Genomic DNA, 24,452 nt, shown 5'->3' on the forward strand with positions numbered 1-24,452 from the left:
ATTCAGGTAAAAACACGGTCATGCAGCACGCAAAAGATCCTCTGCACGGTATCACGCTGGAAGCCCTGCTCAACGCGCTGGTCGCTAAATACGGTTGGGCTGAACTGGCGAAGCGCATCAATATTAATTGCTTTAAAAGCGATCCGAGTATTAAGTCGAGCCTGAAGTTTTTACGCCGCACGCCGTGGGCGCGCAAAGAGGTGGAGGAGCTGTATATCGACTCGCTGACGGATGTGGCGTCAGACGTTGCGGATGCCCCGACAGAGAGTCCGTGGGCGAACTGGCAGAAAAAGTAAGGAGCGCGGCGGATATTTCCGCGCGCTCCTTTTGCTATGTCTTACTTACTGAAGATTACCCGCCGTCAGGCTCTCTTTATCGAAAGCATGGCTGACATCAATATGGTTCTGATGCACCGAGGTATCTATATTTGAACCTGCTTCTGGTCGCGCAAAGCTATTCTCTGCGGCCATCACGGTAGATGACAGTGTAGCGGCCAAAAGCAGTGCGGTGACCACGCTGATTTTTTTCATATTTAATTCCTTATTTCATCGTGTTGTCGCTGTCGCCTGTTCTTTTGGCGGCCCGGCAATAGTCTTATACCCTAAATAATTCGAGTTGCAGGAAGGCGGCGACGCAGGGAGTCCCCAGGAGCTTACTTAAGTAAGTGACTGGGGCGAGCGAGGAAAGCCAACGCACATGCAACTTGAAGTATGACGGGGGAGTTTATTTAGTCAGTTCAGCAGTCATATGCACGCGGTTATTAAACTGAGCGCTGGTAATTTTGTATGACGCGCCTTGTTCTGCTGCCTGAGCGGCGATTTTGGCTTCTGCGCGGTCCAGAGTTGAGGCACTGGCGCTAACGCTTTGTGCAAAAGAACCGAAAGAGATCATAGAGAGAGCAGCAACTGCAACGAAAGTTTTGATGGATTTCATGGTCGTATTCCTTACGTGTTTTGTCAGTGTTGGAGCGTTGTTGCCCCGATGTGATAAATAATAGACCGAGTATGCGGTGATTAAAATCGAAACAATTTGCGCATCTTTTTCAGAAAAATTGAATGATTTTGGCGTTTCAGTGTTAACCCCACTGAATGGTGATGCATTGGTTACAATCCGGACTTAATACCATAACAAATATATAAAAAGTTATTTTTCGACTTTAGATATGTTTTTTTCTTGTTTGCTATCCCCTGAACCGCAGCAATATAGTTTTTACACAGCAACAAACGTCGATAAGCGGCGGATTGGAAAATATATTCACGAATATCTCATTATGATAACTCTCGATAAAATCAGTAAAAGTTTTTCCGGTGAGCGGGTACTCAAAGATGTTTCACTGAGCGTAAATCCCGGCGAAATTATTTGCATTATTGGCCCTAGCGGCTCAGGAAAAACAACGCTGTTGCGGACGCTTAATTTTTTAGAACCCGCTGATAGCGGACAAATTAAAATAGATGATGTGGCGCTGGACTGTGCAGATGCGGGTAAAAAGGAAATTGAAAAGCTACGCGCCAAAACCGCAATGGTTTTTCAATCGTGGAATCTTTTTCATAATCTTACCGCACTGCAAAATATCACCGAAGGCTTGATTTATGCCAAAAAACGCTCGCGCCAGGAGGCTGAAAACATTGCCGAACGGTTATTAAAACAGGTAGGGCTACTGCATAAGAAAGACCACTATCCTCATAGCCTTTCCGGTGGGCAAAAGCAGCGCATCGGTATTGCCCGCGCGTTGGCAATCAACCCCGCTGTACTGCTGCTGGATGAGCCGACTTCGGCGCTGGATCCGGAGAAAGTCGGCGAAGTGCTGGAACTGATACAGACGATTGCCGCCGAGGGGCAGACGATGATTATCGTCACTCACGAAATGGAGTTTGCCCGCCAGGTGGCTTCTCGGGTGGTGTTTATGGAAAACGGCGAAATTGTTGAACAGGGGCCCGCGGAGCAGATATTTGGTGCCGCGCAGCAGGGGCGAACCCGGGCGTTTCTGGCTCGCTTGCACTACCATGGTTGAGGCTAAAGATGGACAATAACGCGTTGTTTAGCTGGCAGGATATCATCCAGATTATCCCCAAATTGCTGGAGAATTTACCGATCACCCTCGGGATGACCTTCGCATCATTGCTGTTGGGGCTGATGCTGGCGCTGATTATTGTGGTGCTACAATTTAGTCGATTTACGCCGCTCAGGATTGTTGCAAAGGGGTATACCGATATTCTGCGCGGGGCACCGCTGGCGCTGTTGATCCTGCTGTTTTTCTTCGGTGGCAAACTGATTCTGACGGCGCTGGCGCTTCCACCGCTGTTGGTTGGCGATACCACCTTTGCCATTTTATCTATCTCGGTTAGCATCAGTCCTTATTTCGCCGAAATGATCCGCTCGGCATGGAATGCAATAGATATTGGCCAAAAGGAGGCGATTCGAAGCCTGAATATTCCCTGGCACATTGGCATTCGGCGAATTATTTTCCCCCAGGGATTAATTATTGCTATTCCCAACTTTGGTAATCTTTTAATCAATCTGGTGAAGATGACCTCTCTGGTGAATATTATTGGTATTGTCGATATTTTTGGTCGGGCACAGAAGATCTCACAAAATAGCTATGGTGCTAAACAGGTTGCGGCCTTTATTAGTGTGATAATCGTCTACTGGTTGCTGAATAGTATTATTCTCTATTTTACCACCCGTATTGAAAAGAAATATCAGTTCCTGCTGGAGTGACAGATTAACATGTTTAGCTTTGCATTCATTCGGGATAATTTTACCTTTATTTTGAGCGCACTGCCGGTGACTCTGGCGATAACGCTCTTATCACTACTTTTTTCTACTCTGCTGGGGGCTGTGCTGGCATATGTCATTATTCGCCAGACACCCGGCGTTAAATATGTGGCGAAGATATTCATCTCCTTTGGCCGTTCGGTACCGGTACTGGTGATGCTCTATTTCTTTTTTTATGTCTGGCCGTGGATTGCCGCCGGACTGTTTGGCGGCCCGCAGGAGAATATGTTCGGCTATAAGCTCTCACCGCTAGTGGCGGCGGTAACCGCGCTGTCGCTGATCTTCAGCGCTTACTTTGCCGAGACCTTTCGCGCCGGATGGAACGCAGTTGATAAAGGGCAGCGGGAGGCCGCCTGGTCGATTGGCGTCAGCGGGTTTACCCAGTTTCGGCGGATTATCTTTCCGCAGGCAGCGGTATCCGCGTTGCCTAATTTCACCAGCGTGCTGATTGATCTGATTAAGGATACCTCGCTGGTTTATACCATCACAGTTATTGACCTGATGGCGAAAGCCAACATCGCCGCCGCACGCGGCTTCCACTTTGTCGAAGCATATTGCGTGGTGCTGGTGATTTACATCGTGTTGTGTCTGGCGATCGCCCGGGCATTGCGCAGCGTAGAAATATCTCTGAGCGCACGTTGGCGAGGAGATGCACAAAAAAGAGTGGCAACTTTATCATTTTGGGGAAAGTATTTTGAAAAATAAAACGTTACTGGTGAGTTCTTTGTTCCTGGCAATGGGAATTAGCGCTGCGCAGGCTGCTGAAAAAAGCCCGACGGCGAAAACGGTAGAAGTGGTGGTGAATGCCAACGGTTTTCCTTTTAGTTTTGTTGACGATAACAATACTATTACCGGTTATGATGGCGATCTGTTAAAGGTGCTGGATCAGCGGCTGGCCAATTATAAATTTCATTTTAATGCTGTCTCGCGCGATGCGATGATAGTCGGCTTATCTACCGGGGCCTATACCCTCGCGGCGGATCACTTTTATCTCACTAAAGAGCGGGCAGAAAAATACGAACACTCCGGTGAACCGACCGGGATCAGCGATTTACGCCTGATCGTGCGTAATAACGAGAACGATATTCATAATCTTGGCGATCTTGTCAGCGGTAAGAAAAAGCTGGTGCCGATTCATACCACCGATGCGCGCTATACGGTGATTGAAAACTACAATAAAAAGCACCCGACGCAGCAAATTAATCTGCAACCGAATGGTGAACAGTCTGCCGCTGATATTTTTAAAGCTGTGGCTTCAGGCGAATACGATGCGGCAATTTATCCTATTGGCGCGCTGCTGGCGTTAAATAAGGCGCTAAATCTTAACCTTAAAGCTTCGGATTCTGTCGGCTTATTCCCTAACGTCTATTTATATAAAAAGAATACCGATCCACAGTTGATCAAAGAGATTGATAGCCAACTGGCGGCCCTGAAAAAGGACGGCACGCTTGCCGAGCTTTCACGTAAGTGGTACGCCGAAGATGTGTACGCCTTACCCGGCGCCAATGACGTCAAAGTCAATACCGACTGGGAATAAGCGCATGAGCGAAATCACCGCAAAACCGGTGCATAACGTGGCAACCTTAACTGATGAAGTCACTCTGGCACTGCGCGCGATCACCGAAAAGCGGGCGGCAACCCTCGGTTATCTGCTTGATGAAAGCCGCCAGCGTAACATCACTGATGATTTTGCCCGAGAGGCGATTCGTCATTATGGCCGGGATATTGGGCATAAGATTCGCGCGCAGATGCACGATGGACGAGATCTGGAAGCGTTCGCCAGGCTGTTTACTCGCGGTCTTGAATCTCAGGTTTATGAGATGGAGCCCGTCAGTGCCAGCTGCACGGAATTTATCGTCCTGTTTCACTATTGCCCTTACGTCAACTGCTGGCGGCAGCAGGGGCGCGATGCCCGTGAAGTTGAGACGCTGTGCGATGTCTGTATGGAAGGCGACCATGCGTTAACCGACGCATTCCCGGGACTGAAGTTAGACGTACAGACCGCGCTGGCTCGCGGTGACGCGGTCTGTCGGCTGCGTTTTTATCAGTCAGAAGAGCAGGAGGCATAATGGCAAATGTTCATTTTATCGGGGCCGGGCAGATGGCGGAGGCGATTATTCGCGCGTCTTTAAGCAACGGTACGCTGCGAGCGGAAGAGATCTCGCTGGAGGATATTGATGATACGCGTGTTGATTATCTGCAAAACCTCTATTCGCTGCCGAAGGGGGGCGGGTTAACGGACGCTTCTCTGGTGGTATTGGGGATCCGTCCGCAGGACGATCTGACGGCGGTGGCTGACCGTGCTCGTTCGCAATTGACGGGGGGAACGACGATTGTTTCATTGATTGCTGGAGTGACGCTGGAAAAACTGTCCTCCCTGTTTGGCGCTGAAACGCCGATTGTCAGGGTGATCCCCAATACTCTGACCGATACCGGATTTGGCTATAGCGGCGTGACCCTAAACGCCCTGGCCAGCACGGAGCGGGTCGAGCCGTTTCTGCGCGGTTTCGGCAAAGTACTGTATCTGCCGGAACGATTGATCGATATCTTCACCGGCTTTGGCGTCGCAGGTCCCAACTATATCTACTACTTTATCGAGTCCTTTACCGATGCCGGGGTGTTGGCTGGGTTGTCGCGGACTCAGGCCACGGAAGTGGTGCTGGAAAATCTGCTCGGCGCGGTAGAGATGCTGCGCCGCAGCCAGAAGCATCCGCACCAGCTTCTGGATATCAACAATTCACCGGCGGGAGTGGGGATTCACGGTCTGTACGAGCTGAATAGTAGTGATTTCGCCGCCGGGCTTCAGCGTAGCGTGCTGGCGGCGGTCAGGCGCACTCGCGAATTAGGGCAGGGCTAAAACTCTTCTCCCCGCGACAGGTCACGCAGTGCGCCCGGCGCTTTGCCGGTGATGCGCTTAAAGGCGCGGCTAAAGGCGGCATGCGAACTGTAGCCTAGTTTGAAGGCCACTTTTTCCAGCGCCTGCCCCTCATGGGAAATGTACTGCACCGCCAGCCGCATCCGCAGCTCGGTCAGATAGCGGGCTGGTGTGGTACCGGTGGCGGAGAGAAAGCGTTCAGCAAATACCGAGCGGGAGGTTCCCGCCTCGCGGGCCAGATCTTCGACTTTCCAGTTGATGCCGGGTTGTTGGTGCATGACGTAAATGGCTTTGGCCAGCTTCGGGTCGCGCAGCACCTGCACCCAACCGGTGGCATTGCCGCAACCGCACTCCACCCAACCCCGCACAATCAGCGCGGCGACCACATCCGCCAGCCGCGCCAGAATGCCAGCATAGCCCGCCTGACGCGTCAGGGTTTCACGCTCCATGGCGGCGAGCATCGGCTGGATCTCCGGGCGAGTGGTCAACAGGCTGCTGACCAGCATCACTTCCGGCATCGCTTTGACCAGCGGCTGCATGCCGCCCAGTTCGAAGTCCATGCAGCCGCTAAAGATAATGGCGCTGCCATTTTTCGCGTCGTCGCCCTCATTTTTAACACAACACACGGTGCTGCAAACCGGTTCGCTGGGAAGCTTCAGGACGTTCATCACCGGGGCCTGTTCGTCGGAAAGCAACGCGTGGCTATCGCCGTTGGGAATAAATAACGCATCGCCGCTTTCCAGCGTCAGACGTTGACCGCTGGCCATGCGCAGCAGCACCGGGCCCCGGCTAATAAAGTGGAACTGCGCTTTGCCGGGCACATGGCTGAACTCGACGCCGAACGGGCGGCTGGTCTCGATGCGGCGATAGTTAACGCCGGAAAGACGCATGCCGCGCAGCAGTTCACTGGTGAGATCGAGGGCTTGCTGAGTCATTACATCACTCCCGGACGAATTATCAATAATTGCAGAGTATGCATCATAGATCGTCCGGACAGAACCGCCTAATCTTAACGAAATGTTAATTGTTCTGGAGAGATGTATATGAGTTCTTGCATTGCCGCTGAAGAGAGTCTGGCAAGCGCTAAGCCCGCCTGGCGCGCCGTTTATGCGCTGGCGCTGGGGGTGTTCGGCCTGATTGTCGCTGAGTTTCTTCCTGCTAGCTTGTTAACGCCGATGGCGGCAAGTCTCGGGGTCAGCGAAGGCATGGCGGGGCAGGCGGTAACCGCAACGGCGCTGGTGGCGTTGTTCACCGGCCTGTTGATCACTACTGCGACCCGAAACATTGACCGCCGATGGGTGCTGATGTTTTTTTCCGTTTTGCAAATCATCTCCAGCATGATGGTGGCCTTCGCCGGAACGCTTGAGTTTTTACTACTTGGACGATTGTTGTTAGGGATTGCGATTGGCGGCTTCTGGTCGATGTCGACCGCCACCGCTATGCGCCTGGTTCCGGCGGCGATGGTACCGAAAGCGCTGGCGATCATCTTTTCTGCTGTGTCGATTGCCACCGTGGTTGCCGCGCCGCTGGGGAGCTATTTCGGCGCGCTGATAGGCTGGCGCAACGTGTTTATTATTTGCGCATTGCCGAGCGTAGTTGCGCTGTTCTGGCAGCTGTGGGTATTGCCTTCGATGCGCCCGGAAAGCGCGGGCAGCTTCGCGACGCTGTTTAAGGTGTTGCGCCGTCCGGGCATGATTGGCGGGATGTTGGCGACGATCCTCATTTTCAGCGGTCACTTTGCCTTCTTCACCTATCTGCGACCGTTTCTGGAGACCGTGGCGCAGGCCAGCGTTGAAGGGGTTTCCCTGATCTTGTTGGGTTTTGGGGTAGCGAACTTCATCGGTACGTCGATTGCCGGTCATCTGCTGGCCAGAAGTCTGCGCATGACGCTGGCGTTGGTGCCGCTGGCGATGAGCGTGCTGGCGCTGATGATGGTGACGTTCGGGCACTTCGCGCTGTTGGATGGTTTGTTAGTGGCGATGTGGGGTTTTGCCTTTGGCCTGGTGCCGGTGGGTTGGTCAACGTGGCTTGCCACTACGGTTCCTGATGAAGCGGAAAGCGCGGGCGGGCTGTTGGTGGCATCTATTCAATTGGCGATTGGCGCGGGCGCGGCAGGCGGCGGAGCGGTGTTCGATCTTAACGGTGCCAGCGGGGTTTTCGCCGGTAGCGGTTTGTTGCTGGTCAGCGCGATGGTGATTGTGTTGTTTGCGGTAAGAGTCAAACCGGTGGTGAGCGAGAAGTAGGGCATTCCCCGGAGGCGGTGCTGGCGCACCTGTCCGGGCTACTTTATGGCAGGTACATCGTGCGGGTAGCCCGGGCAAGGCGCAACGCGCCGCCCCCGGGAAGGTTTTAAACATGGCTGATATCGTTAAGCAGATGCTGGATCAGCAGCGGTATTGGCCTGCCGGAGGCCACGCTCTTGCCACCTTCGCGCCACAGCGCCGTGCCGCTGACGTCGAGGTGGGCCCACGGGATTTCCGGCGGACAGAAATGCTGCAACAGCCAGGCGGCGGAGGCACTGATTGCCGCGTTGTTGCCCGGCGTATTGCAAAGATCGGCAATCGCGCTTTCGGTCTGTTTTTTCAGCCGACTGTTCAGCGGCAGCGACCAGACTTCATCTCCGCTCTCTATTCCCGCCTGAGTCAACGCCGATCGCAGGGTTTCGTTTTGAGTCATTAAACCACTGAGGTCATAACCCAGCGCTTTCACCACCGCGCCGGTCAGCGTTGCCATATCGATAATGTAGCGCGCCTGCGGATGGCGCTGGCTGGCCCAGGCGATGGCGTCGGACAGCACCAGACGACCCTCGGCATCGGTATTGTTGATTTCTACCGTTAAGCCATTGCAGGCGCGCGCGACGCTGCCGGGCTGCATGGCGTTGGGGCCAATGGCGTTTTCCGCCAGCGCCAGCACGCCCATCGCCCGCACCGGCAGCGCAAGCTTCGCGATGCTCAGCATCAGGCCGAGCACGTTGGCCGCGCCGCACATGTCATACTTCATGGTATACATCCCGGCGCCTTCCTTCAGCCACAGTCCGCCGGTGTCAAAGGTCACCCCTTTACCGACGTAGCAGCGAACCGGACCATCGGTGATGCCATCATAATGAATCGCCAGCAGGCGCGGCGGGCGCTCAGAACCTTTTCCTACCGCATGAAGCAGCCCGAGCTCCTGGTCAATAATCGCCTTCTCATCCAGTACTTCGCAGCGCAGGGAAGGGATATTGGCGCACAGTCGCTGGGCTTCTTCTACGACATACTGCGGCGTGCACTGCTCGGAAGGGAGGTCCGCCAACCGTCGTGCGGCGAGCATACCGTGCGCGGTGGCCTGCTGCTGATAAGCCAGAGTTTCCAGCGCCGCTTGTTGTGCTGGCAAAGCGTAAAGCGCGAGCTGGCGCAGGCGGGGTCTGACAGCCTTCACCTGATGCAGACCTAAATCATCAAGCTGCCAGTCAAGATTGAATAAATAGCGCAGCGCTTTGCCCATCGCACCATGTGCCTCTTGAGAGCAATCGAAAACCAGCACATCGCTTACCGGCGCTTTGAACAACGGGCGCAGCGCCTCGATCAGGCTGTCGTTAAGCGAGTCCTGCCACAGCGACTGCGGGATAAGCGTAATGCGGGCGAAAGGCGAGCAGCCAAAGCGGGCATCCGCCACTTCGCCGCGCGCGGCCTGCTCAACCATTTCGGCGAGCAGGGGGCTGGCGTTGTGGGGGGATTGCGCCAACAGCGTACTGCCGGGCCAGGTCACCAGATGTGCGCCATTGCAGGTGCTATCCAGATGGTTAATGAAACGATAATCCAACATAACTTACTCCTCGATGGGGGCGCGAATGCGTGCGGCGTAGGCCTGCATCCATTCGTCGTCCACCGGACGATAATGGGTTTTTTCCTGCACGCGCTCGGCGCAAAACACGGTGAGCGGCTGCGTCGCGCTGGCGATCACAAAAGAGAAGGTTTTGATATTGGTCGCCGCGCCGAATTCGCCGTGGCGGTTCATGCAGACCACCGAAAGATCCCCCGCGCGACCAAAGCGCGACATCAGCTTGTCTTCCAGTTCGCACACCACTGAATCTGCTGCCTGCTGCGGGGTCATCCCCTGAGCCATTCGCCGCACGATCTCGTAGCTGGTACAGCCTTTCATCAGATCTTCACCGACGCCGGTCGCCGTGGCGGCTCCGGTTTCGCTATCGCAATAGAAGCCGGAACCGATAATCGGTGAGTCGCCCAGCCGCCCGCGTTTTTTCATAAACAGGCCGCTGGTTGACGTTGCGACGCTCATGGAACCTTGTTTATCGAGGCCGATAATGCCGACGGTGTCGTGGCCATCGTAGGGACTGAGGCCTTTATCCAGCGTTTCGCGGCAGCGCTTGTGGTAGTGCTGCATCGCCCGCTCGGTCAGCATCTCTTTGGCGGCGAACCCCTGAATCAGCGCCCACTCACGGGCGCCCTGACCGACCAGCAGGCTGTTGTATCGCTGGCGGCTCAGGGCGTGAGCCACCTTGACCGGATTGGCGATGTCCACCAGATTGCCAACCGCGCCGAACGCCAGGGTGTCGCCGTTCATATAGGCGGCGTCCAGCTCGACCTCGCCGTTTTCCGTTGGTAAACCGCCATAGCCCACTGATTTGTAAAGCGGAAAATCTTCGACTGCGGCTACCGCATTCACTACGGCGGTAGAGGTGTCAGCCCCGGCGGCCAGCGCCGCAGCGGATTCCGTTACCCCTTCCAGCGCCATTCGCCAGGTGGCAATAATTCCCCACATTGGTTTACTCCTGTTTAGCAAGCGTGTTGTCCGTTTCGGCATGGGCGGTGATTTCCGCCGCACGATACTGCTTATCGACGATGCGCATGAAAGGCAGGTACAGCATTGCGCCAATCAACAGATTAAGCAGCTGCATGATGCTACCGCTGAGATGCCCGGTGACGATAAAACCGCTGATCACCGGCGGTAGGGTCCACGGAATAAAGACCCCGGTAGTCACTGCTACCGCACCGATTTTCATCGCCGCGTACTGCACCGTCACCAGCACCAGCGGCACCAGGTTAAACGGGATCAGCATGATCGGATTCATGATCACCGGCAGACCGAAGAGAATCGGTTCGTTGATATTAAAGATGGAGGCACCAGCGCCGAGGCGGGCGACTTCGCGCATATTTTTGCTGCGGGCGAAAATTAGCATCGCAATCACCAGCGATAGCGTCGCGCCCGCGCCGCCCATCCAGATCATATCGAAGAACTGTTCGGTAATGATGTGCGGAGGCGTCATGCCAGCCTGAATGGCGGCGATGTTATCGGTCTGGTTTTCCATCCACAGCGGACGAATGATGCCGTTAATCATTGAACCGGAGTTGATGCCGACCGACCACAGAATGGTGATGCTGAAGACGGTCATCAGCGCGCCAAAATAGGAGGTGCCGTAGTGACGCACCGGCGAGGCGACGACCTCATAAATAAACTGATGGATGGTCACGTAGTGGGTGTGCTCAAACCCGATACGAATCGCCAGGATCAGAATCATCACCAGCAGCGCCGGGATCAGCGCGGCGAAAGATTCCTGTACCGCAGGCGGAACGCCTTCCGGCATCTTAATCACCAGTTTTTTACGCTTTAACCAACAGAAGAGCTCGGTCCACAGTAGCGAACCGATCATGGCGACGAATAATCCTTTGGTGCCAATCCATTCCACCGGGATCACCGTGATGCCGCCGTTTTCTGCCACCTTGATAAACGGCGTCAGAATAAGAAAACCTACCAGCGAGAGGATACCGCAGGAGATACGGTCATCGCCGTAGTGTTCCGCCAGGCGGTAGGCTACCAGGAAGCTGATAAACAGTGACATGGTTGAGAAGACCGCGTTAAACGGGATCTCGATAATCGCGCTCCAGCTGGCACCGAAGGTGCTGGCCATAAATTGCTGATACGCCTGATTGGGGAATGACGAAATCACCAGCAAAATTGAACCGACAATAATAAAAGGCATGAATGAAACGTAGGCGCCGCGGATAGCACCAAGGTGACGCTGCTGGGCAGTTTTCGCCGCCAGAGGCATCAATTTAGCTTCAAGAAATCCCAGAACATTGTTCATTGTGAACTCCGTACAAGATCGACAGGGTGTGTGTGTGTTATCTATGACGGATTATGAGAGAAAGCGGTGGCCTGAAAGGTGAAGCGGTTCACATTGTATTCTCTGCAATAATATATATCTCATATGATTAGTTATGTTTTCTTGTAGGGGAATGAATGGAAATCAAGCTGCACGCCAACGCCACTACCACGCCAAGAACGCGCAAATATCTCCAGGAATCGGATAAAAGTGACCGGGAACTGGCGCAGGAACTGGGGATTTCCATCACCACCGTTCGCCGCTGGCGTAACCGCAGCCAGATTTCTGATAATCACACTACGCCGCATTTAATACACAAAGTGTTGAGACAAGAACAGGAAGCATTGATTAACACACTGCGTGACGTCCTGCGTGCGCCGCTGGACGAGTTGCTGTTTATGGTTAATGAAGGACTGGGGATCGCCATCTCCCGCGCAACGCTGAACCGTTATCTGCATCCGGCGCATAAAGGGCGAAAGAATGCCGCACCGCAGGGAAAGAAGGCATTAAAAGCCGGGTTGCGCGCGAATACGCTGATGCTCCATTACCGCCTGCTGGCGCTCTCAATGGACGACGGCGGCGAGCATCATCTGCTGTGGGCGCAGGAGCCGGTTAGCGGCTGGTGCTTTGGCCGCATCTATTGCGGGATTTCGCCCGCGCTGGTTGATAGCTGGCTGGAGCAGGTACTGGAAGCCTGTCCGGCTCAGATACAATGTCTTGAGACTTACGAGCAAAAAGGCTTTCATCCTTCCAGCGCGGAGCTGTTGTGTAGAGCGGTAGCGGCACAAGAGGTTGGGGCGGTACAGCTGAGTGAAAGATTAGCCGACGTTATTCCGGCGCTGGATGAACCCGATGCGACTCTCCAGCGTCTCTGCGCGCTGTGGAACCAGGGGCGGACACAAAAAAAGCTGGGTGATATGACGCCGCAGGCGTTTCTTGAGTCGCAGGGGCAAGAGTGAGGGTAAATCTGCTTTAGCGCTTGTGCAAAAATGCACTTTGTCTTACTCAAAACAGCAGCGTTGAATTTCCTGAATGCTTTGTTGTGAGATAGCTCAAAAATCCATAATACAACCGGCCTGAATGACCACATACCGTGTCACGATAGATATCCATAGACTTGATGAATATTGATTATTTGGGGAGTGGTATATGACTTCACTCGTGCAGCGAACGCAGGTCATCGAAAACTGGTATCGCGAATCTGATGATTTTTCGACGCTGGTTAATTATCGGGTTCTCAGGGCGGGCCATATCCGGACAAACGGTAATTTCCATATTCAACGTCAGTCGGTTGTCGGGCATGAACTTATATTTTGCCTTAAAGGGCGTGGGGTTATTCGGCTGGAAAATAATCTGCATCATGTGCAGGAAGGAAATCTGGCCTGGCTACCGGTACGTTGGCCGCATGAACATTATCCTGATAGCGCTGAACCGTGGGAAATATTATGGCTGAGAATTGATAGCTCAAAATTAAATAATATCATGCAGATTCTCAATGTTCTTCAGGAACCTGTATTTGCCTTCCAGCAGCCGGAGAAAGTGACAGAAATTTATTATCAACTGTTCAGTTTAATGAAAAGCCATACTCTGGTTTCAGACGCGCACTGCGATGCGCTGTGCGCAAAACTTATTTTTACCTTGCTGGAGAACCGCAGCCAGGAAACGGAGAAATCCCCGGTGATTACCCATCGTGGCCTGGGGCGGCTTATATATCAGATCCACAGCCACTATAATGACGAGTGGGATATTGAAAAATTTATGCAGTACTGCCAGGTGAGTAAATCGCAGCTATTTCGTCTGTTCCAGGAGACCTTTAATCAAAGCCCGTTAAAATGGCTGAAAAATTATCGTCTGTCTCAGGCCCGGCGGTTATTAGTCGAAACCGATGACACAATTAGTAAAATCGCCGGGCAGGTGGGTTATAACGATCCGCTGCATTTCTCGCGCGACTTTCATCGCGCGGTAGGCGTTTCGCCAAGCGAATTTCGCCGTCAGGAAAAACAACTCTCGGATGGCGCGTGAATACGAACGGCTTCGTCAGGGAAGCCGTTCGCTGCGATCAGAAGAAGGTTTCCATCTGAATACCAAACGACCACTCTCCACCAGAGGTAAAGCCTTTCTGGCCCAGCGTATCGTTGGGACTGTAGTTATCCAGCGCTTTATCCCAGTTCATCCAGGTGGCAAAAACGCGCAGTTCCGGGCGGGTGAAGAACGGCGAGACATCGTCCGGGCGGAAAGTCGGGGCAAAGGTGAGCTTATAGAAGTTGCCGTGGACCTTCTGGTACTGCTGATAGCCGTTAGGATCGAGATCCATATACTGCCAGGTGGCTTCATAGCCTAACGCGAAGTTCTGCGTGATATTTTGCATGACGCGACCGTTCAACGTTACCCAGCGATAGTCATCGCCTTTGACGTAGCGATCGCTGCTGTATTGCGCAAGAATTGACGGTGCGAAATCCCAGTTGCGGGCCAGGTTCACCATGCCATAGCTGGCAAAACGCAGGGTGCTGGCGTCAGAAAGTAGTGCCGGGTCGGTACCGATATTTTTCACCTCCGCGCCCAGCCCTTGCCCCCATGACAGCACGCTGCGTGATTCACCTTGTGCCATCCCATAGAAGCTATCGCCCTGATAACCGAGCAGTACGGTGTAGCCTTTATTAGCGGCGTTGAAGACTTTATAGCCGCTGAGCGTCTCGCGCTCCTCGTTGTCTTTGGCCTGCATGCCGCTGACGAAAAGCTGCACCGGGCCGAAATAGTTGTTGGCGGTGAGAATGTAGTTCTGCACATCGTTATTCACCACGTCGACATCGCCGAAGCTGCGCCCGATAAAGGAGAAGTTGCTGCGCGTGTTCTCTGACCAGCGAACGTCATAAATGCCGCCGCCGGTGCCGTTGAGCGCCACGAACTTGGAGTCCAGCCACGGAATTTCAAAGTTGTCGCGGTCGACGCGCTTCCCGGCCCATAAGGTGGTGTCTTTGAGCGGCCCGGTAAAGCTGGGCAGGGAGGCAATTTCGGCAAACGCCTGGCTGACGTTTAGGGTGCTGGAATCGGCGGTCCAGTCGTTGTAGCTCTTTTGCTGGTCGGCGATCATGGTCATAAAACGGGTTGTCGCGCCATTATCCAGACGTTGTTTTTTCTCCAGATAGACTTCGACGTAGGTGTCCGGTTCGTTGCCCAAACGGCCAATCGCGCCGCCGGTTTGCCCGGCAGGGGTCATAAATGGGCCACCCTGGGTATGGCGGGCGTTGTGGTTGGTCATCATCCCGGCGCGCGCGTAGCCGTGAAGCTCAAAATAGCCATTATCGTCCGGGGTGATTTTTTCAATTTTTTGCGTGCGGGTTTCAAGGTCTTCGACTTTTTTCTTCGCCTGGTGCGATCCCTCTTCAGTTTGTTTTAACTGGGTCGCCAATTGCGCGTTTTTTTGTTCCGCGATAGCCGCGCGGTTTTCCGCCTGCTGGAGCCGTAATTCCAGTTGATTAAGTCGTTGTTCAACGCTGATATTGGACGCAGATAAAGCATAAGGGATCGTCAGTATATTTATCAGACAGAAACCGGGTAGGGTTATAGAGGTAATTTTCATACTATTCTCATAAGTCACTATCATAAATAAAAAAGACAGGAAACCCTGCGCTTATTAATAAGCGCAGAGAGGTTGTTATTTATCTTTCTACTAATCTAAGTGGTAAACTTCTTCCATCTCAACCCACAGCGTACCTTCCGGCTCACCGTCTAGAGGCATCTGACATGGGCCGGTTTCTCGCCACCACTGCTGAGTTTTTAAATGTCCAGCCATTTTCTCTTGATCGGCTTCATAGTTATCGCCGACATACTCCAGATAGCTAAATAACAATCCGTTTTTATAATAAATTGAGAAGTTGCGTAGGTTGCACTCTTTAATCATGGCGTTCACTTCCGGCCAGGGGTTAGCGTGCAGCTCTTTATAATAATCCAGTTTTTCCGGACGGACTTTAACCACACAGCCAAAGCGGCGAATTTTACTCATCGTCGTCATCCTTATTAATAACGTGGGCACGTTGCAGAATCTGTTTAATTTCGGCTTTCATCTCTTGTGTTAATGGTGATGCGGGAGGTAGGGAATAAACGGGAATATCCAGACCGGTCAGCTGTAGCGCATATTTCACGGCGTTATAAAACGGCACGTCAATGCTGTAGAGCGGCGGGACCCAGGAAAGAGACTGCTGTAGAGCGACCGCCGCGGCAAAATCCTGACGCTGCCAGGCGGCGAGTATTCCGCAGGTGAGCTGCGGCGCAAAGTTGGCGCTGGCCGGGATACAGCCGTCGCCGCCGAGGATCAGGGTGCCCAACAGATACTCGTCATAACCTGCGAATACCGCGAAATCCGGGCGCAGCGGTTTGACCGCATGCAGGGTTTCCCGGATATGCGAGAGTGTATCAACGGTATCTTTCAGTCCCACGATATTCGGGCAGTTCTGCGCCAGCGTTTTGATAACCGATGGTGGAATCGACTGACCGGTCAGCGCCGGGAAATTATAGAGAATAATCGGCAGCGGCAGAGCGTTAGCAATGGTGGTGAAGTGGTGCAGCAGGTTGCTTTCGCTCAGAGGGTTGTACCAGGGATTGACCACCACAACGCCGTCGGCTCCCGCCAGTCGCGCATGTTCGCCAGCCGCAATCGTCTGCTGAGTCCCACAGCTGGCGATACCGATCAGCACCGGTTTTCTCCCGGCGACCGTGGTAATGCAAAATTCCGTGACTTGCCGCCGCTGGGCATCGGACATATGAGCAAACTCCCCCGCGCTGCCGAGGAAAAACAAGCCGTCGACCGGGGAGGCCAGCAGGTGTTCAATTAAGCGCGCCTGGGCAGATTGATCAAATTCTCCCTGCGCATTAAATAACGTCGGGACCGGGGGGATCACCCCGCGAAAAATAGACTGAGTCATTATGTTCTCCTGTCGCGTATTCCTGAGTCAGTACCAGGCGCAGGCGAGGGCCTTCACACTCATCGCTGAGTGTGTTCTCGCCTGCAAACTACGCGTTATTTATTTAACGGATTTAATCGGTAATACAAAAAATGATGATGCGAATACAAACACAATGGCGGCAATAAACAGCGACGAATAATCATTATTAAAGGTCGCCAGCAGCCAGGCGGATAATATTGGGCTGAAGGATTGCGGTAATACGGTCGCAATCGTCAGAATGCCCATATCTTTACCCGCTTGCTTTCCGCCGCCGGGTAATACCTGTGTCATCAGCGCCATATCAATAGAGGTATAAGCGCCATAGCCCAGCCCCATGATGGCGGCATAAATATACATCCCGGTAAGCGTTGGCATAAACAGAGGCACACACAAACCGGCAGCCATTAACAGGGTTGAGAGGAAGACAAAGATTTTCCGCCGCTGCAGTTTGTCCGAGAGCACGCCGGAAACCAGGCCGGAGAACAGTAACGTCACCAGGGTGATCACCGAGATAGTGCCGATGGCGTAGTTAGACTCCTCGACGCTTAAGCCAATGAAATCCTGCAAAATATACAGCTGATAGGTTACGACCCCCTGGTAGCCCAGATACATGGCGAAGCGACCAAAGAACGCCCAGCCAAAATCCGGGTACTTACGCGGACTGACCCAGAAGTTTTTGAAGAACGAGCCCCAGCGGAAGGGTTCAACTTCCATGTTTCGGGTAGAGGGTTCACGGTTGATAAGGACAAAAGCCACACAGCAGGCGGCAATCGCCAGCGCAAATACCAGGTAGCCTAGTTGCAGGTTCCACGCCAGATAGCCTGCGAGGATAATCCCCACCGTACCGCCGGCAGTCGAGCCCGCGCCGACGAAACCGGAGGCGATACCGCGGTTTTCAGGTAAGAACCGGTCGGCGATCACGGTGGCTAATGGACCGTTCATGCAATTAAGCGAGACGGCAGCCATCAACCAGAACACCGCAATACCGGCAATCGTGGTGGTCATTGAAATGCCGAAGATAGCCAGCCCACCGATTAACGCGCCGCCAACGATAAACGGTGAACGACGCCCCCAGGTTGAGCGGCAGCGGTCGGATAACGCCCCGGCAATCGGCTGGGCAAAAATGGTAAACAGCAGCGCTGAGGTCATCACGATCGCCAGGTTATTAGCCTTATTGGCAGGATCGATTTGCGCCACGTGGTTGGGGAGAAGAACCGAGATAACCCCACAATACAGCGCCAACAGTACAAAGAAATTGGTAAACAGCGAGGCCAGCAGGATATTTTTCTTACGCCCCGTGACTCTGTTGCTATTTTCTGACGATACGCTATCAGGTTTATCGTCAACCTTGCCGGCAGGCAGTGAGTTGATATTATCGGACATGCTTATTTCCTCATTATTATTCAGTAGGGTGAATTGAAAATAAACGTTATAAACTCCGGTTTTATTTATTTCCCCCTTCTGATTGCGTCAGATATATACGGCGCGCGTTTTCGCCCATGACTGCGTTAATATCCTCCAGCGATAAATGGGCAATCGCCGCCATCACGCACGTTCTCCAGCGCGGGTAGCCACCGGCCAGCTCGACCACCGGCCAGTCGCCGCCGAATAAACAGCGCTGCGGGCCAAATGCCGTTATCGCCTGCTGGATCCACGGCTGAAGCTGCTCAGGTTCCCAGCGCTGCCAGTCGGCTTGTGTCGGTAAACCGGATATTTTGCACGCCAGAAGAGGAAAGGCGGCCAGCGCGATAAATGTCTCCTGCCAGGTCTGCCACTGGTTATCAGCGATAGCAGGTTTCCCCATATGATCCAGCACCACGCGAGCATCAGGTGCGTGTTGATACAGCCACGTCAGTAAATCGTGAAGCGCAGTCAACTGAGAGGCCCTGACGCACATATCCAGCACAAAGCCCTCACGAGCGGCAGCCAGTAAACCGTCGCGATAATCGGTGTTGTAAAACAGCTCCAGGGGCTCGTTTTGCAAGGAGCGCCGGATCCCCACCACGCGCGGCAGTTCATGTAAATGACGCAGGTAAGGCACCACGGCATTGCCCGTTTCCAGCGGAGCCCAGGCGACAATACCGACAAGCTCAATGGTGCTGGTTTCCGCCTGCTGGTTTATCCACTCCACCTCCAAAAGCGCCTGCTGCGCTGCGCAGTCGGCCTGAACCACAATCGCGGCATCCGGCGATTGAGCGGCTTTAGCCAGCTGCGCAGGCAAAAAAGACCGGTTAAGCGCCGGGAGATCGCGCAGCCAGTCGTAGCGCAGCACGCCCGGATCCCAGAGATGCAGATGGCTGTCGAGGATCTTCATTTTTGCGCCTTCCCACCGTTGCCCGGCAGCAGGTCCCAGCCAATATTCAGCACCGGAGCCATTAACTCATCGATTTTCGCGAGCAGCTCCGGATCCAGCGGCTGCGTACACCAGCGGATATTGTCCAGCATATTGTCGGCGCTGGCGGTGCCGATCACCGTGGAGGCAATGCCGTTATCCGCCGCGGTGGTGAGTGCAAATTGCAGGGCGACCTGGGCAATATTTACGCCGTGGCTGTCGCACAATGTAGAAACTTTACGGCAGATAGCCTGCACATCCTGATGCGCCGGATGCCAGTCGGGCGCGCCGCCTCGGGTCAGCAGCCCCATCGAAAGCGGTGAGGCGTTGAGGACGCCGATACCCGCCTGATTCAACCGTTGCGCCACCGCCCCAAGCCGCCTGTCCTGTAAGGTCCAGGTGCAGTAGGCCATCACGCTATCCACTTTTTGCTCGCAGGCGACGCGTTCCAGCAGCGCCAGGTCGTAGCCGGTAACGCCAACGTGGCGCACGACGCCGCTCTCGCGCAGTTCGCGCAGCGTCGGCAGCCCTTCATCGAGCAATTGCTGCATGTCGCCATATTCAATGTCGTGACACTGAATCACGTCGATGTAATCACAGCCTAACCGGGTCAGGCTTTCGTCTACGCTGCGTAGGGTAGCCTCGCGGGAGAAATCCCACAGGCTGTCGCCGTAGCGCCCGACCTTCGTCGCCAGGGTATAGCTGTCGCGCGGTACGCCTTTCAGCGCGACGCCCAGCGCGGTTTCCGCTTTGGTTAGCCCGTAATAGGGAGCGACATCGAAATAGTTCACGCCGTGGGCGAGAGCCGTCGCCACGGTTTCGTTGGCCTGCTGTTGCGATACCGGGTGATAGATGCTGCCCAACGAGGCCGCGCCCATCGCCAGCACCGGGACCTGAATCCCCGTGCGTCCAAAAGGTACTGTTTTCATTGTTTGTTCATTATGATTAATCGTTGGCAGACGTCCGTAGGCTCAGGCGCAGCCCGGCGCGTTCGGGCCTGACGTGCGGGCCTTGTGCTATCGTCCAACTGCCATCGTTCTGCTGCTGTTGCAGCGCGTTTTCATCGATGGCGATCCCCAATCCCGGTTCATTTCCCAGCACGATACCGCCGTCTTCGATGCGCTGATCCACGTGTAGTCCGGTAGGGAAGCTGAGGTCCTGAATTTCGCAGCTCAGATGATTGCTTACCGCTGCTGCCGCGTGGGCCACTGGGTTGGCGTTGTAGCCCACCGGACTGACCGGCAGACTAAAGGCCTGCGCCAGGTTGGCCACGCGCAGAAAGTGGGTTATGCCCCAGCACATACCCGCCTGAAGAACATCCACCGCGTTCTCTTTCAGCAGCGGCAGAAACTGTTCGAGGCCGGTAAGGTTCTCCCCGGTGGCGACCGCGCAGCGCACCTGTTGGCGGATCGCGGCGTGTCCGGCGGCATCCCAGCGGCGCACGGGTTCTTCGATCCAGCTCAGATCCAGTGCTTCCTGTAAACGGCTGACGTAGCGCACCGCCTGTTTGGCGCTCATCGACTCGTTAACATCAATCATTACCGCCGGAGAGGGGCTGTTGACGAGATACACCTCGCGCACCGCCAGCAGGCGCTGTAAGTCCTCTTCAACGTCGAGACCGCCTTTGAGCTTAAAGGCGCTGAATCCACGTTCGGCAAAACGCTGATGCAGTGCGGTTAACGCCTCCAGCGGCAGTGGAAAATCCAGCCCCGACGCGTATCCGGGAACAAAAGGGCTTCTCGCGCCGAGCAGCCGCCAGAGCGGTTCCCCGGCACATTTGGCTTTCAAATCCCACAACGCCATATCAACCACGCCAATCGCGCCGAAAACGCTGCCCGCATGGCCGCTTTTGAAGACCCAGGCCTGCATCCGGTCGTAGAGCGCGGTGACCGCGCGCGGGTCTTCGCCTTCGATAGCCGGGAAAATACGCTCAATGTCCGCGTGTCCGCCAACGCCGATACCGCTAATGCCTTCATCGGTTTCGAGGATCAGCAACGGAACTTCCGTCACGCCAGAGGTGAGGGTGCCGTTGACATCGCCAATCGGGCGTCCCCAGCGATGCCAGGTTTTAATCGTGCGCCAGCCGGTGATTTTCATGCGCCTGACTCCTCTTTCTGCCGCGAGGTGCGTAAATCAATCACCATGCGTCCCTGGATGGTGCCGTTGTCCATCTCGTTGAAAATAGCGTTGATCTCTTCCAGCTTGCGGGTCTGTACTATCGGGCGAACGCGTCCGGCCAGCGCGTGCTCAAAAGCTTCCGCCAGATCCTGACGGGTACCGACCAGGCTGCCGACAATCTGAATACCATCGAGCACGGTTTTGACGATGTTCAGGTCAAGATCGCCCGGAGGGACTGCGACGCACACCACTTTGCCCCCGGCCCTGACGCTATTGACGGCCTGGTGAAAGGCGGCGCGCGCGACGGCGACCACCACGGCGGTATGCGCACCACCAGCGGTCAGCTCCTGAATGCGCGAGGGAACGTCGTCCCGGCTCGGGTTGAGGGTGATTTCTGCGCCGCACTCGCGGGCAAGCTCCAGCTTGTCGTCCTGTAAATCAATAGCGATAACGCGGGCGTTAAAGACGTTGCGGGCAAACTGGATCGCCATATTGCCAAGCCCTCCTGCTCCCCATATCGCCAGCCACTGCCCGGGGCGAACGCCGGAAACGCGAATGGCTTTATAGGTGGTGACACCAGCGCAGGTGATGCTGCTGGCAACCAGCGGATCGAGGCCGTCCGGGACTTTAACCGCGTAGTCGGCTTTCACGATGCACTGTTCAGCCATTGCGCCATCGACGCTGTATCCGGCGTTTTTCACGCTGCGACAGAAGGTTTCCCGGCCGCTGACGCAGTATTCGCACACGCCGCAGCCTTCATAAAACCAGGCGATGCTCACCCGGTCGCCGGGCTTCAGACAGGTCACGTCATCGGCGACGGCGCGAACGATGCCGATCCCTTCATGGCCGGGAATGCGTCCCGGTACCGGGCCAAAATCGCCTTGCACGACGTGGAGATCGGTATGGCAGACGCCACAGCACTCAACGTCGACCAGCGCTTCACCGGAGACTAACGGGCGCACCGGCATCTGGCGAATCTCGACTTGACCGGGATGACTTTGACTCACTACAGCTGCTTTCATCATGACCTCCCGTCAGTTCAGTTGCGGCGTGACGTTATCGTTAATCCGCTGACGTCGGGCGACATAGGCGGGCAGGGGCTGTACGCCTGAAGCGTCGGTAAACCAGGCAAAAGGATCGGTGCTGGCGACGAGGGCGAAATTTGCCCATGGCTCGAACGATCCGGAACGGATAATCAGCTTGGCTTTGTGCGCGATGTCGTGGCATAGCGTTTCGTGGCTGGCGGCGAGAAACTCCGCGCCAGAGCCGGTATAGATAGTTTGTACTTCGCGATACAACTGCGGATGGCAGTCGCGCACTTCGCTGGCAAAATGCACCTCTTCAACGAAAATCTCTTTGCGCAAAACGCGCAGGATGTCACGGACATCAACCGTGCCGGGCCACAGACCCAGATCGATGCGATTCGCGCTGGCGGGAATTGGAAAACCGGCGTCGGTTACCAACACAATATCGGTATGGCCGAGGGTCGCCAGGGCAGCGGCAAGTTCAGGGTGTAAGATTCTATCGGGTCTCATTATTGTTATTCCTCGGTCACGGCATGCGATTGCAAGAAGGCATCGACGTCGGTGCGGTATTTGTAAGAGGGCACGGTTTCCCAGTCTGAGCAGCATAGCGCTGCGGTGGCGTTGGCAAACAGGGCCGCTTCGCTTATCGGCTGACCTTCGTCCAGCGCCACCGCAAGGGCAGCGTTGAAGCTGTCGCCCGCGCCGTTGCTGTCAACCACCTCAACCAGACAAGGGGGAATTTCCTGTGTGGTTTGCGGGCCGAATACTGCGGATCCCGCATCGCCCAGCGTCATCACCACATAACGGCAACCCGTTTCCAGCAGCATGCTGGCGATTTCCCGGTTGCTACGAGCGTCGTCCGGCGCCAGGCCCAGCGCCACGCGCGCTTCGGTTTCATTGGGGGTGAGGTAGTCGATCGCGCTCAGATCGAGACCGCGGAGATCTCTGGCCGGCGCGGGGTTAAGAATGGTGATTTTATCCAGCGACTTTGCGCGTCTCAGCCCGTAGAGCGCGGTTTCCAGCGGAATTTCCAGCTGGGCTAGCGCCACGCCGCAGCTTTTGATTTGATGCAGGGCGTTATCTACCAGCGCCGGGGTAAAGAGTTTGTTCGCTCCCATATCCACGACGATGACGTTACGGGCTTCTTTATCTTTAATAATCAAGCCAGCTCCGGTCGGCAATTCGGTGGTCAGAGTGAGACCATCGATATTGATCCCTTCCTCCAGCATCAATTCAACGAATTCGGTGCCAAAAGTATCTTTACCCACCACGCCGCTATAGACCACGTCAGCTCCCAGGCGGGCAGCCTGAACCGCCATATCGGAGCCTTTTCCTCCCCAGGTCTGGCGGAAGTCATGCCCGATTAGCGTCTCACCAGCCAGCGGAATGCGCTCGGCGGTCATCACCAGGGCTTTTGCATAACTGCCGAGAATAAATACACTCATCACATACTCCTTAAATTGTGCGGGTGTGGTACCGCCATTTCCGGCGGTACCGTTCGGTTAATAGGCGTTGATGTCGCCGACCAGACCTTTCACCAGCTCGGGTCCTGAGCTGGTGCCAACCAGCTCTGCGCCTGCGACGAACATCTCTTTCATCTTCTCCAGAGTGTTCACTTTACCGGATACTTTGACCCGGCAAGGGGCCTGGATATTGGCTTTGAGAAGTTGAACATCTTCTACCGTTGCCGCGCAGCCGCCTTTGCCCCAGCCGCTGGATTGTTTCACCCAATCAATACCTGCTTCATAGGCGTAGCGAGTGGCTTTGATTTTCATCGCCTCTTCGGTGATAAAACCGAACTCCAGCATTGCCTTCACTTTCATTCCCAGGTCGTGGGCGATGTGGGTGACTTCCTTCAGTTCATTGAAATAGAGGTCATCCATTCCGCCGAGTAAAAAGCCTGGGTTCGGTGGGAAATCAAATTCATCTGCGCCTTCTTTGGCCAGTTCTCTCACCACGGCGACTTTCATGGCCGTTGTGTCGTTGGCCTGAGGGAAGTTCACGGTGGTGGCGACGCGAATACCGGTTCCTTTCAATACATCTTTGGCGACGGAGACCCAGCACGGTGCGATCATCGCCGCATCGAACTGATACTCCATGCAGACATTCAGATGCTGAATCAGTCCTTCACGGGTTAAGTCCGGGTTGACGTTGGTGAACTGAATGGCCTTCGCGACCTGACGGGGATCATTAAAATCGATCATGTACCACTACTCCTGTTGGCTGAAAAAACATACGTTACGATGTGAATGACATGGGCTTACTGTAAGGAGGTGGCAGA

The 24,452-nt window shown here is 54.7% G+C and carries 27 protein-coding genes; 10 read left to right on the top strand and 17 right to left on the bottom strand.

Annotated elements, in window-relative coordinates; translation table 11 throughout:
- Positions 1–20: 20 nt before the first annotated feature.
- Positions 21–296 (top strand): VF530 family protein, encoded by a 276-nt coding sequence (locus HV127_RS21115; protein WP_142462423.1) that lies wholly within the window; start codon positions 21–23, stop codon positions 294–296.
- Positions 297–341: 45 nt separating this feature from the next.
- On the opposite strand, the gene HV127_RS21120 is transcribed toward HV127_RS21115, so the two are convergent.
- Both HV127_RS21120 and HV127_RS21125 read right to left on the bottom strand, forming a co-directional pair.
- Positions 342–530 (bottom strand): hypothetical protein, encoded by a 189-nt coding sequence (locus HV127_RS21120; protein WP_110274718.1) that lies wholly within the window; start codon positions 528–530, stop codon positions 342–344.
- Positions 531–723: 193 nt separating this feature from the next.
- Positions 724–933: a YdgH/BhsA/McbA-like domain containing protein gene (locus tag HV127_RS21125; RefSeq protein ID WP_110274717.1), complete on the bottom strand. Its 210-nt coding sequence runs from the start codon at positions 931–933 to the stop codon at positions 724–726.
- Between the two features lie 337 nt (positions 934–1,270).
- Between HV127_RS21125 and HV127_RS21130 the strand changes: the two genes are divergently transcribed.
- From HV127_RS21130 to HV127_RS21155, 6 genes are read left to right on the top strand one after another with little or no spacing between them, the layout of a single operon-like run.
- Entirely contained in the window at positions 1,271–2,011 is a 741-nt protein-coding gene (locus HV127_RS21130) for an amino acid ABC transporter ATP-binding protein (protein WP_182238516.1), read from the top strand.
- Between the two features lie 8 nt (positions 2,012–2,019).
- Positions 2,020–2,718, top strand: coding sequence for an ABC transporter permease subunit (locus tag HV127_RS21135; protein WP_142513704.1), 699 nt, complete (start codon positions 2,020–2,022; stop codon positions 2,716–2,718).
- A gap of 9 nt (positions 2,719–2,727) precedes the next feature.
- A complete protein-coding gene (locus tag HV127_RS21140; RefSeq protein ID WP_182238518.1) occupies positions 2,728–3,480 on the top strand; it encodes an amino acid ABC transporter permease in 753 nt (250 codons plus the stop codon).
- Positions 3,470–4,312, top strand: a complete 843-nt coding sequence (locus HV127_RS21145) for a transporter substrate-binding domain-containing protein (protein WP_182238520.1) — start codon at positions 3,470–3,472, stop codon at positions 4,310–4,312. Before HV127_RS21140 ends, HV127_RS21145 begins: the two co-directional genes overlap by 11 nt.
- Positions 4,313–4,316: 4 nt before the next feature.
- Positions 4,317–4,844 carry an L-2-amino-thiazoline-4-carboxylic acid hydrolase gene (locus HV127_RS21150; RefSeq protein ID WP_182238522.1) on the top strand — a complete coding sequence of 176 codons (528 nt, stop codon included), beginning with the start codon at positions 4,317–4,319 and terminating at the stop codon, positions 4,842–4,844.
- Entirely contained in the window at positions 4,844–5,632 is a 789-nt protein-coding gene (locus HV127_RS21155) for a pyrroline-5-carboxylate reductase dimerization domain-containing protein (RefSeq protein WP_182238524.1), read from the top strand. The genes HV127_RS21150 and HV127_RS21155 overlap by 1 nt, the downstream gene beginning before the upstream one ends.
- Here HV127_RS21155 and HV127_RS21160 read toward each other — a convergent pair.
- On the bottom strand, positions 5,629–6,585 hold the full coding sequence (locus tag HV127_RS21160; RefSeq protein WP_182238526.1) for an AraC family transcriptional regulator: 957 nt from the start codon (positions 6,583–6,585) through the stop codon (positions 5,629–5,631). The genes HV127_RS21155 and HV127_RS21160 overlap by 4 nt on opposite strands.
- A gap of 108 nt (positions 6,586–6,693) precedes the next feature.
- Here HV127_RS21160 and HV127_RS21165 point away from each other — a divergent pair, with 108 nt between their 5' ends.
- The gene (locus HV127_RS21165; protein WP_182238528.1) at positions 6,694–7,893 is read left to right on the top strand and encodes an MFS transporter; all 1,200 of its coding nucleotides are present in this window, start codon (positions 6,694–6,696) and stop codon (positions 7,891–7,893) included.
- A gap of 106 nt (positions 7,894–7,999) precedes the next feature.
- Here the strand turns inward: HV127_RS21165 and HV127_RS21170 are convergent, their stop codons facing one another.
- From HV127_RS21170 to celB, 3 genes are read right to left on the bottom strand one after another with little or no spacing between them, the layout of a single operon-like run.
- Positions 8,000–9,454, bottom strand: coding sequence for a leucyl aminopeptidase family protein (locus HV127_RS21170; RefSeq protein WP_182238530.1), 1,455 nt, complete (start codon positions 9,452–9,454; stop codon positions 8,000–8,002).
- Between the two features lie 3 nt (positions 9,455–9,457).
- A complete protein-coding gene (locus HV127_RS21175; protein WP_182238532.1) occupies positions 9,458–10,411 on the bottom strand; it encodes a N(4)-(beta-N-acetylglucosaminyl)-L-asparaginase in 954 nt (317 codons plus the stop codon).
- A 4-nt stretch (positions 10,412–10,415) separates the two neighbouring features.
- On the bottom strand, positions 10,416–11,735 hold the full coding sequence (gene celB, locus HV127_RS21180; protein WP_182238534.1) for a PTS cellobiose transporter subunit IIC: 1,320 nt from the start codon (positions 11,733–11,735) through the stop codon (positions 10,416–10,418).
- 155 nt (positions 11,736–11,890) lie between these two features.
- On the opposite strand from celB, the gene HV127_RS21185 reads away from it, so the two are divergent.
- Complete coding sequence (locus HV127_RS21185; RefSeq protein ID WP_182238535.1) at positions 11,891–12,712, top strand: helix-turn-helix domain-containing protein; 822 nt, start codon at positions 11,891–11,893, stop codon at positions 12,710–12,712.
- 202 nt (positions 12,713–12,914) lie between these two features.
- Positions 12,915–13,775 carry an AraC family transcriptional regulator gene (locus HV127_RS21190; RefSeq protein WP_181486425.1) on the top strand — a complete coding sequence of 287 codons (861 nt, stop codon included), beginning with the start codon at positions 12,915–12,917 and terminating at the stop codon, positions 13,773–13,775.
- 37 nt (positions 13,776–13,812) lie between these two features.
- Here the strand turns inward: HV127_RS21190 and HV127_RS21195 are convergent, their stop codons facing one another.
- The 11 genes from HV127_RS21195 to deoC form a co-directional block, all read right to left on the bottom strand.
- Positions 13,813–15,333, bottom strand: a complete 1,521-nt coding sequence (locus HV127_RS21195) for a carbohydrate porin (RefSeq protein ID WP_182238537.1) — start codon at positions 15,331–15,333, stop codon at positions 13,813–13,815.
- 90 nt (positions 15,334–15,423) lie between these two features.
- Positions 15,424–15,756: an L-rhamnose mutarotase gene (locus HV127_RS21200; RefSeq protein WP_181421818.1), complete on the bottom strand. Its 333-nt coding sequence runs from the start codon at positions 15,754–15,756 to the stop codon at positions 15,424–15,426.
- Complete coding sequence (locus HV127_RS21205; protein WP_182238539.1) at positions 15,749–16,675, bottom strand: dihydrodipicolinate synthase family protein; 927 nt, start codon at positions 16,673–16,675, stop codon at positions 15,749–15,751. Before HV127_RS21205 ends, HV127_RS21200 begins: the two co-directional genes overlap by 8 nt.
- A 99-nt stretch (positions 16,676–16,774) precedes the next feature.
- On the bottom strand, positions 16,775–18,079 hold the full coding sequence (locus HV127_RS21210) for an MFS transporter (RefSeq protein WP_182238541.1): 1,305 nt from the start codon (positions 18,077–18,079) through the stop codon (positions 16,775–16,777).
- Positions 18,080–18,140: 61 nt separating this feature from the next.
- Complete coding sequence (locus HV127_RS21215) at positions 18,141–19,010, bottom strand: amidohydrolase family protein (RefSeq protein WP_182238543.1); 870 nt, start codon at positions 19,008–19,010, stop codon at positions 18,141–18,143.
- On the bottom strand, positions 19,007–19,957 hold the full coding sequence (locus tag HV127_RS21220; RefSeq protein ID WP_220471426.1) for an aldo/keto reductase: 951 nt from the start codon (positions 19,955–19,957) through the stop codon (positions 19,007–19,009). Before HV127_RS21220 ends, HV127_RS21215 begins: the two co-directional genes overlap by 4 nt.
- Positions 19,958–19,973: 16 nt before the next feature.
- Positions 19,974–21,125 (bottom strand): mandelate racemase/muconate lactonizing enzyme family protein, encoded by a 1,152-nt coding sequence (locus tag HV127_RS21225; RefSeq protein ID WP_182238545.1) that lies wholly within the window; start codon positions 21,123–21,125, stop codon positions 19,974–19,976.
- The gene (gene adhP / locus HV127_RS21230; protein WP_182240756.1) at positions 21,122–22,168 is read right to left on the bottom strand and encodes an alcohol dehydrogenase AdhP; all 1,047 of its coding nucleotides are present in this window, start codon (positions 22,166–22,168) and stop codon (positions 21,122–21,124) included. Before adhP ends, HV127_RS21225 begins: the two co-directional genes overlap by 4 nt.
- Before the next feature lie 12 nt (positions 22,169–22,180).
- Entirely contained in the window at positions 22,181–22,681 is a 501-nt protein-coding gene (rbsD, locus tag HV127_RS21235; RefSeq protein WP_142513723.1) for a D-ribose pyranase, read from the bottom strand.
- 5 nt (positions 22,682–22,686) lie between these two features.
- The gene (locus tag HV127_RS21240) at positions 22,687–23,616 is read right to left on the bottom strand and encodes a ribokinase (protein WP_182238547.1); all 930 of its coding nucleotides are present in this window, start codon (positions 23,614–23,616) and stop codon (positions 22,687–22,689) included.
- Between the two features lie 57 nt (positions 23,617–23,673).
- Complete coding sequence (gene deoC / locus HV127_RS21245; RefSeq protein ID WP_110274695.1) at positions 23,674–24,375, bottom strand: deoxyribose-phosphate aldolase; 702 nt, start codon at positions 24,373–24,375, stop codon at positions 23,674–23,676.
- Positions 24,376–24,452 lie beyond the last annotated feature (77 nt).

The sequence above is a fragment of the Klebsiella sp. RHBSTW-00215 genome (assembly GCF_014103785.1).
Classification (GTDB): domain Bacteria; phylum Pseudomonadota; class Gammaproteobacteria; order Enterobacterales; family Enterobacteriaceae; genus Klebsiella.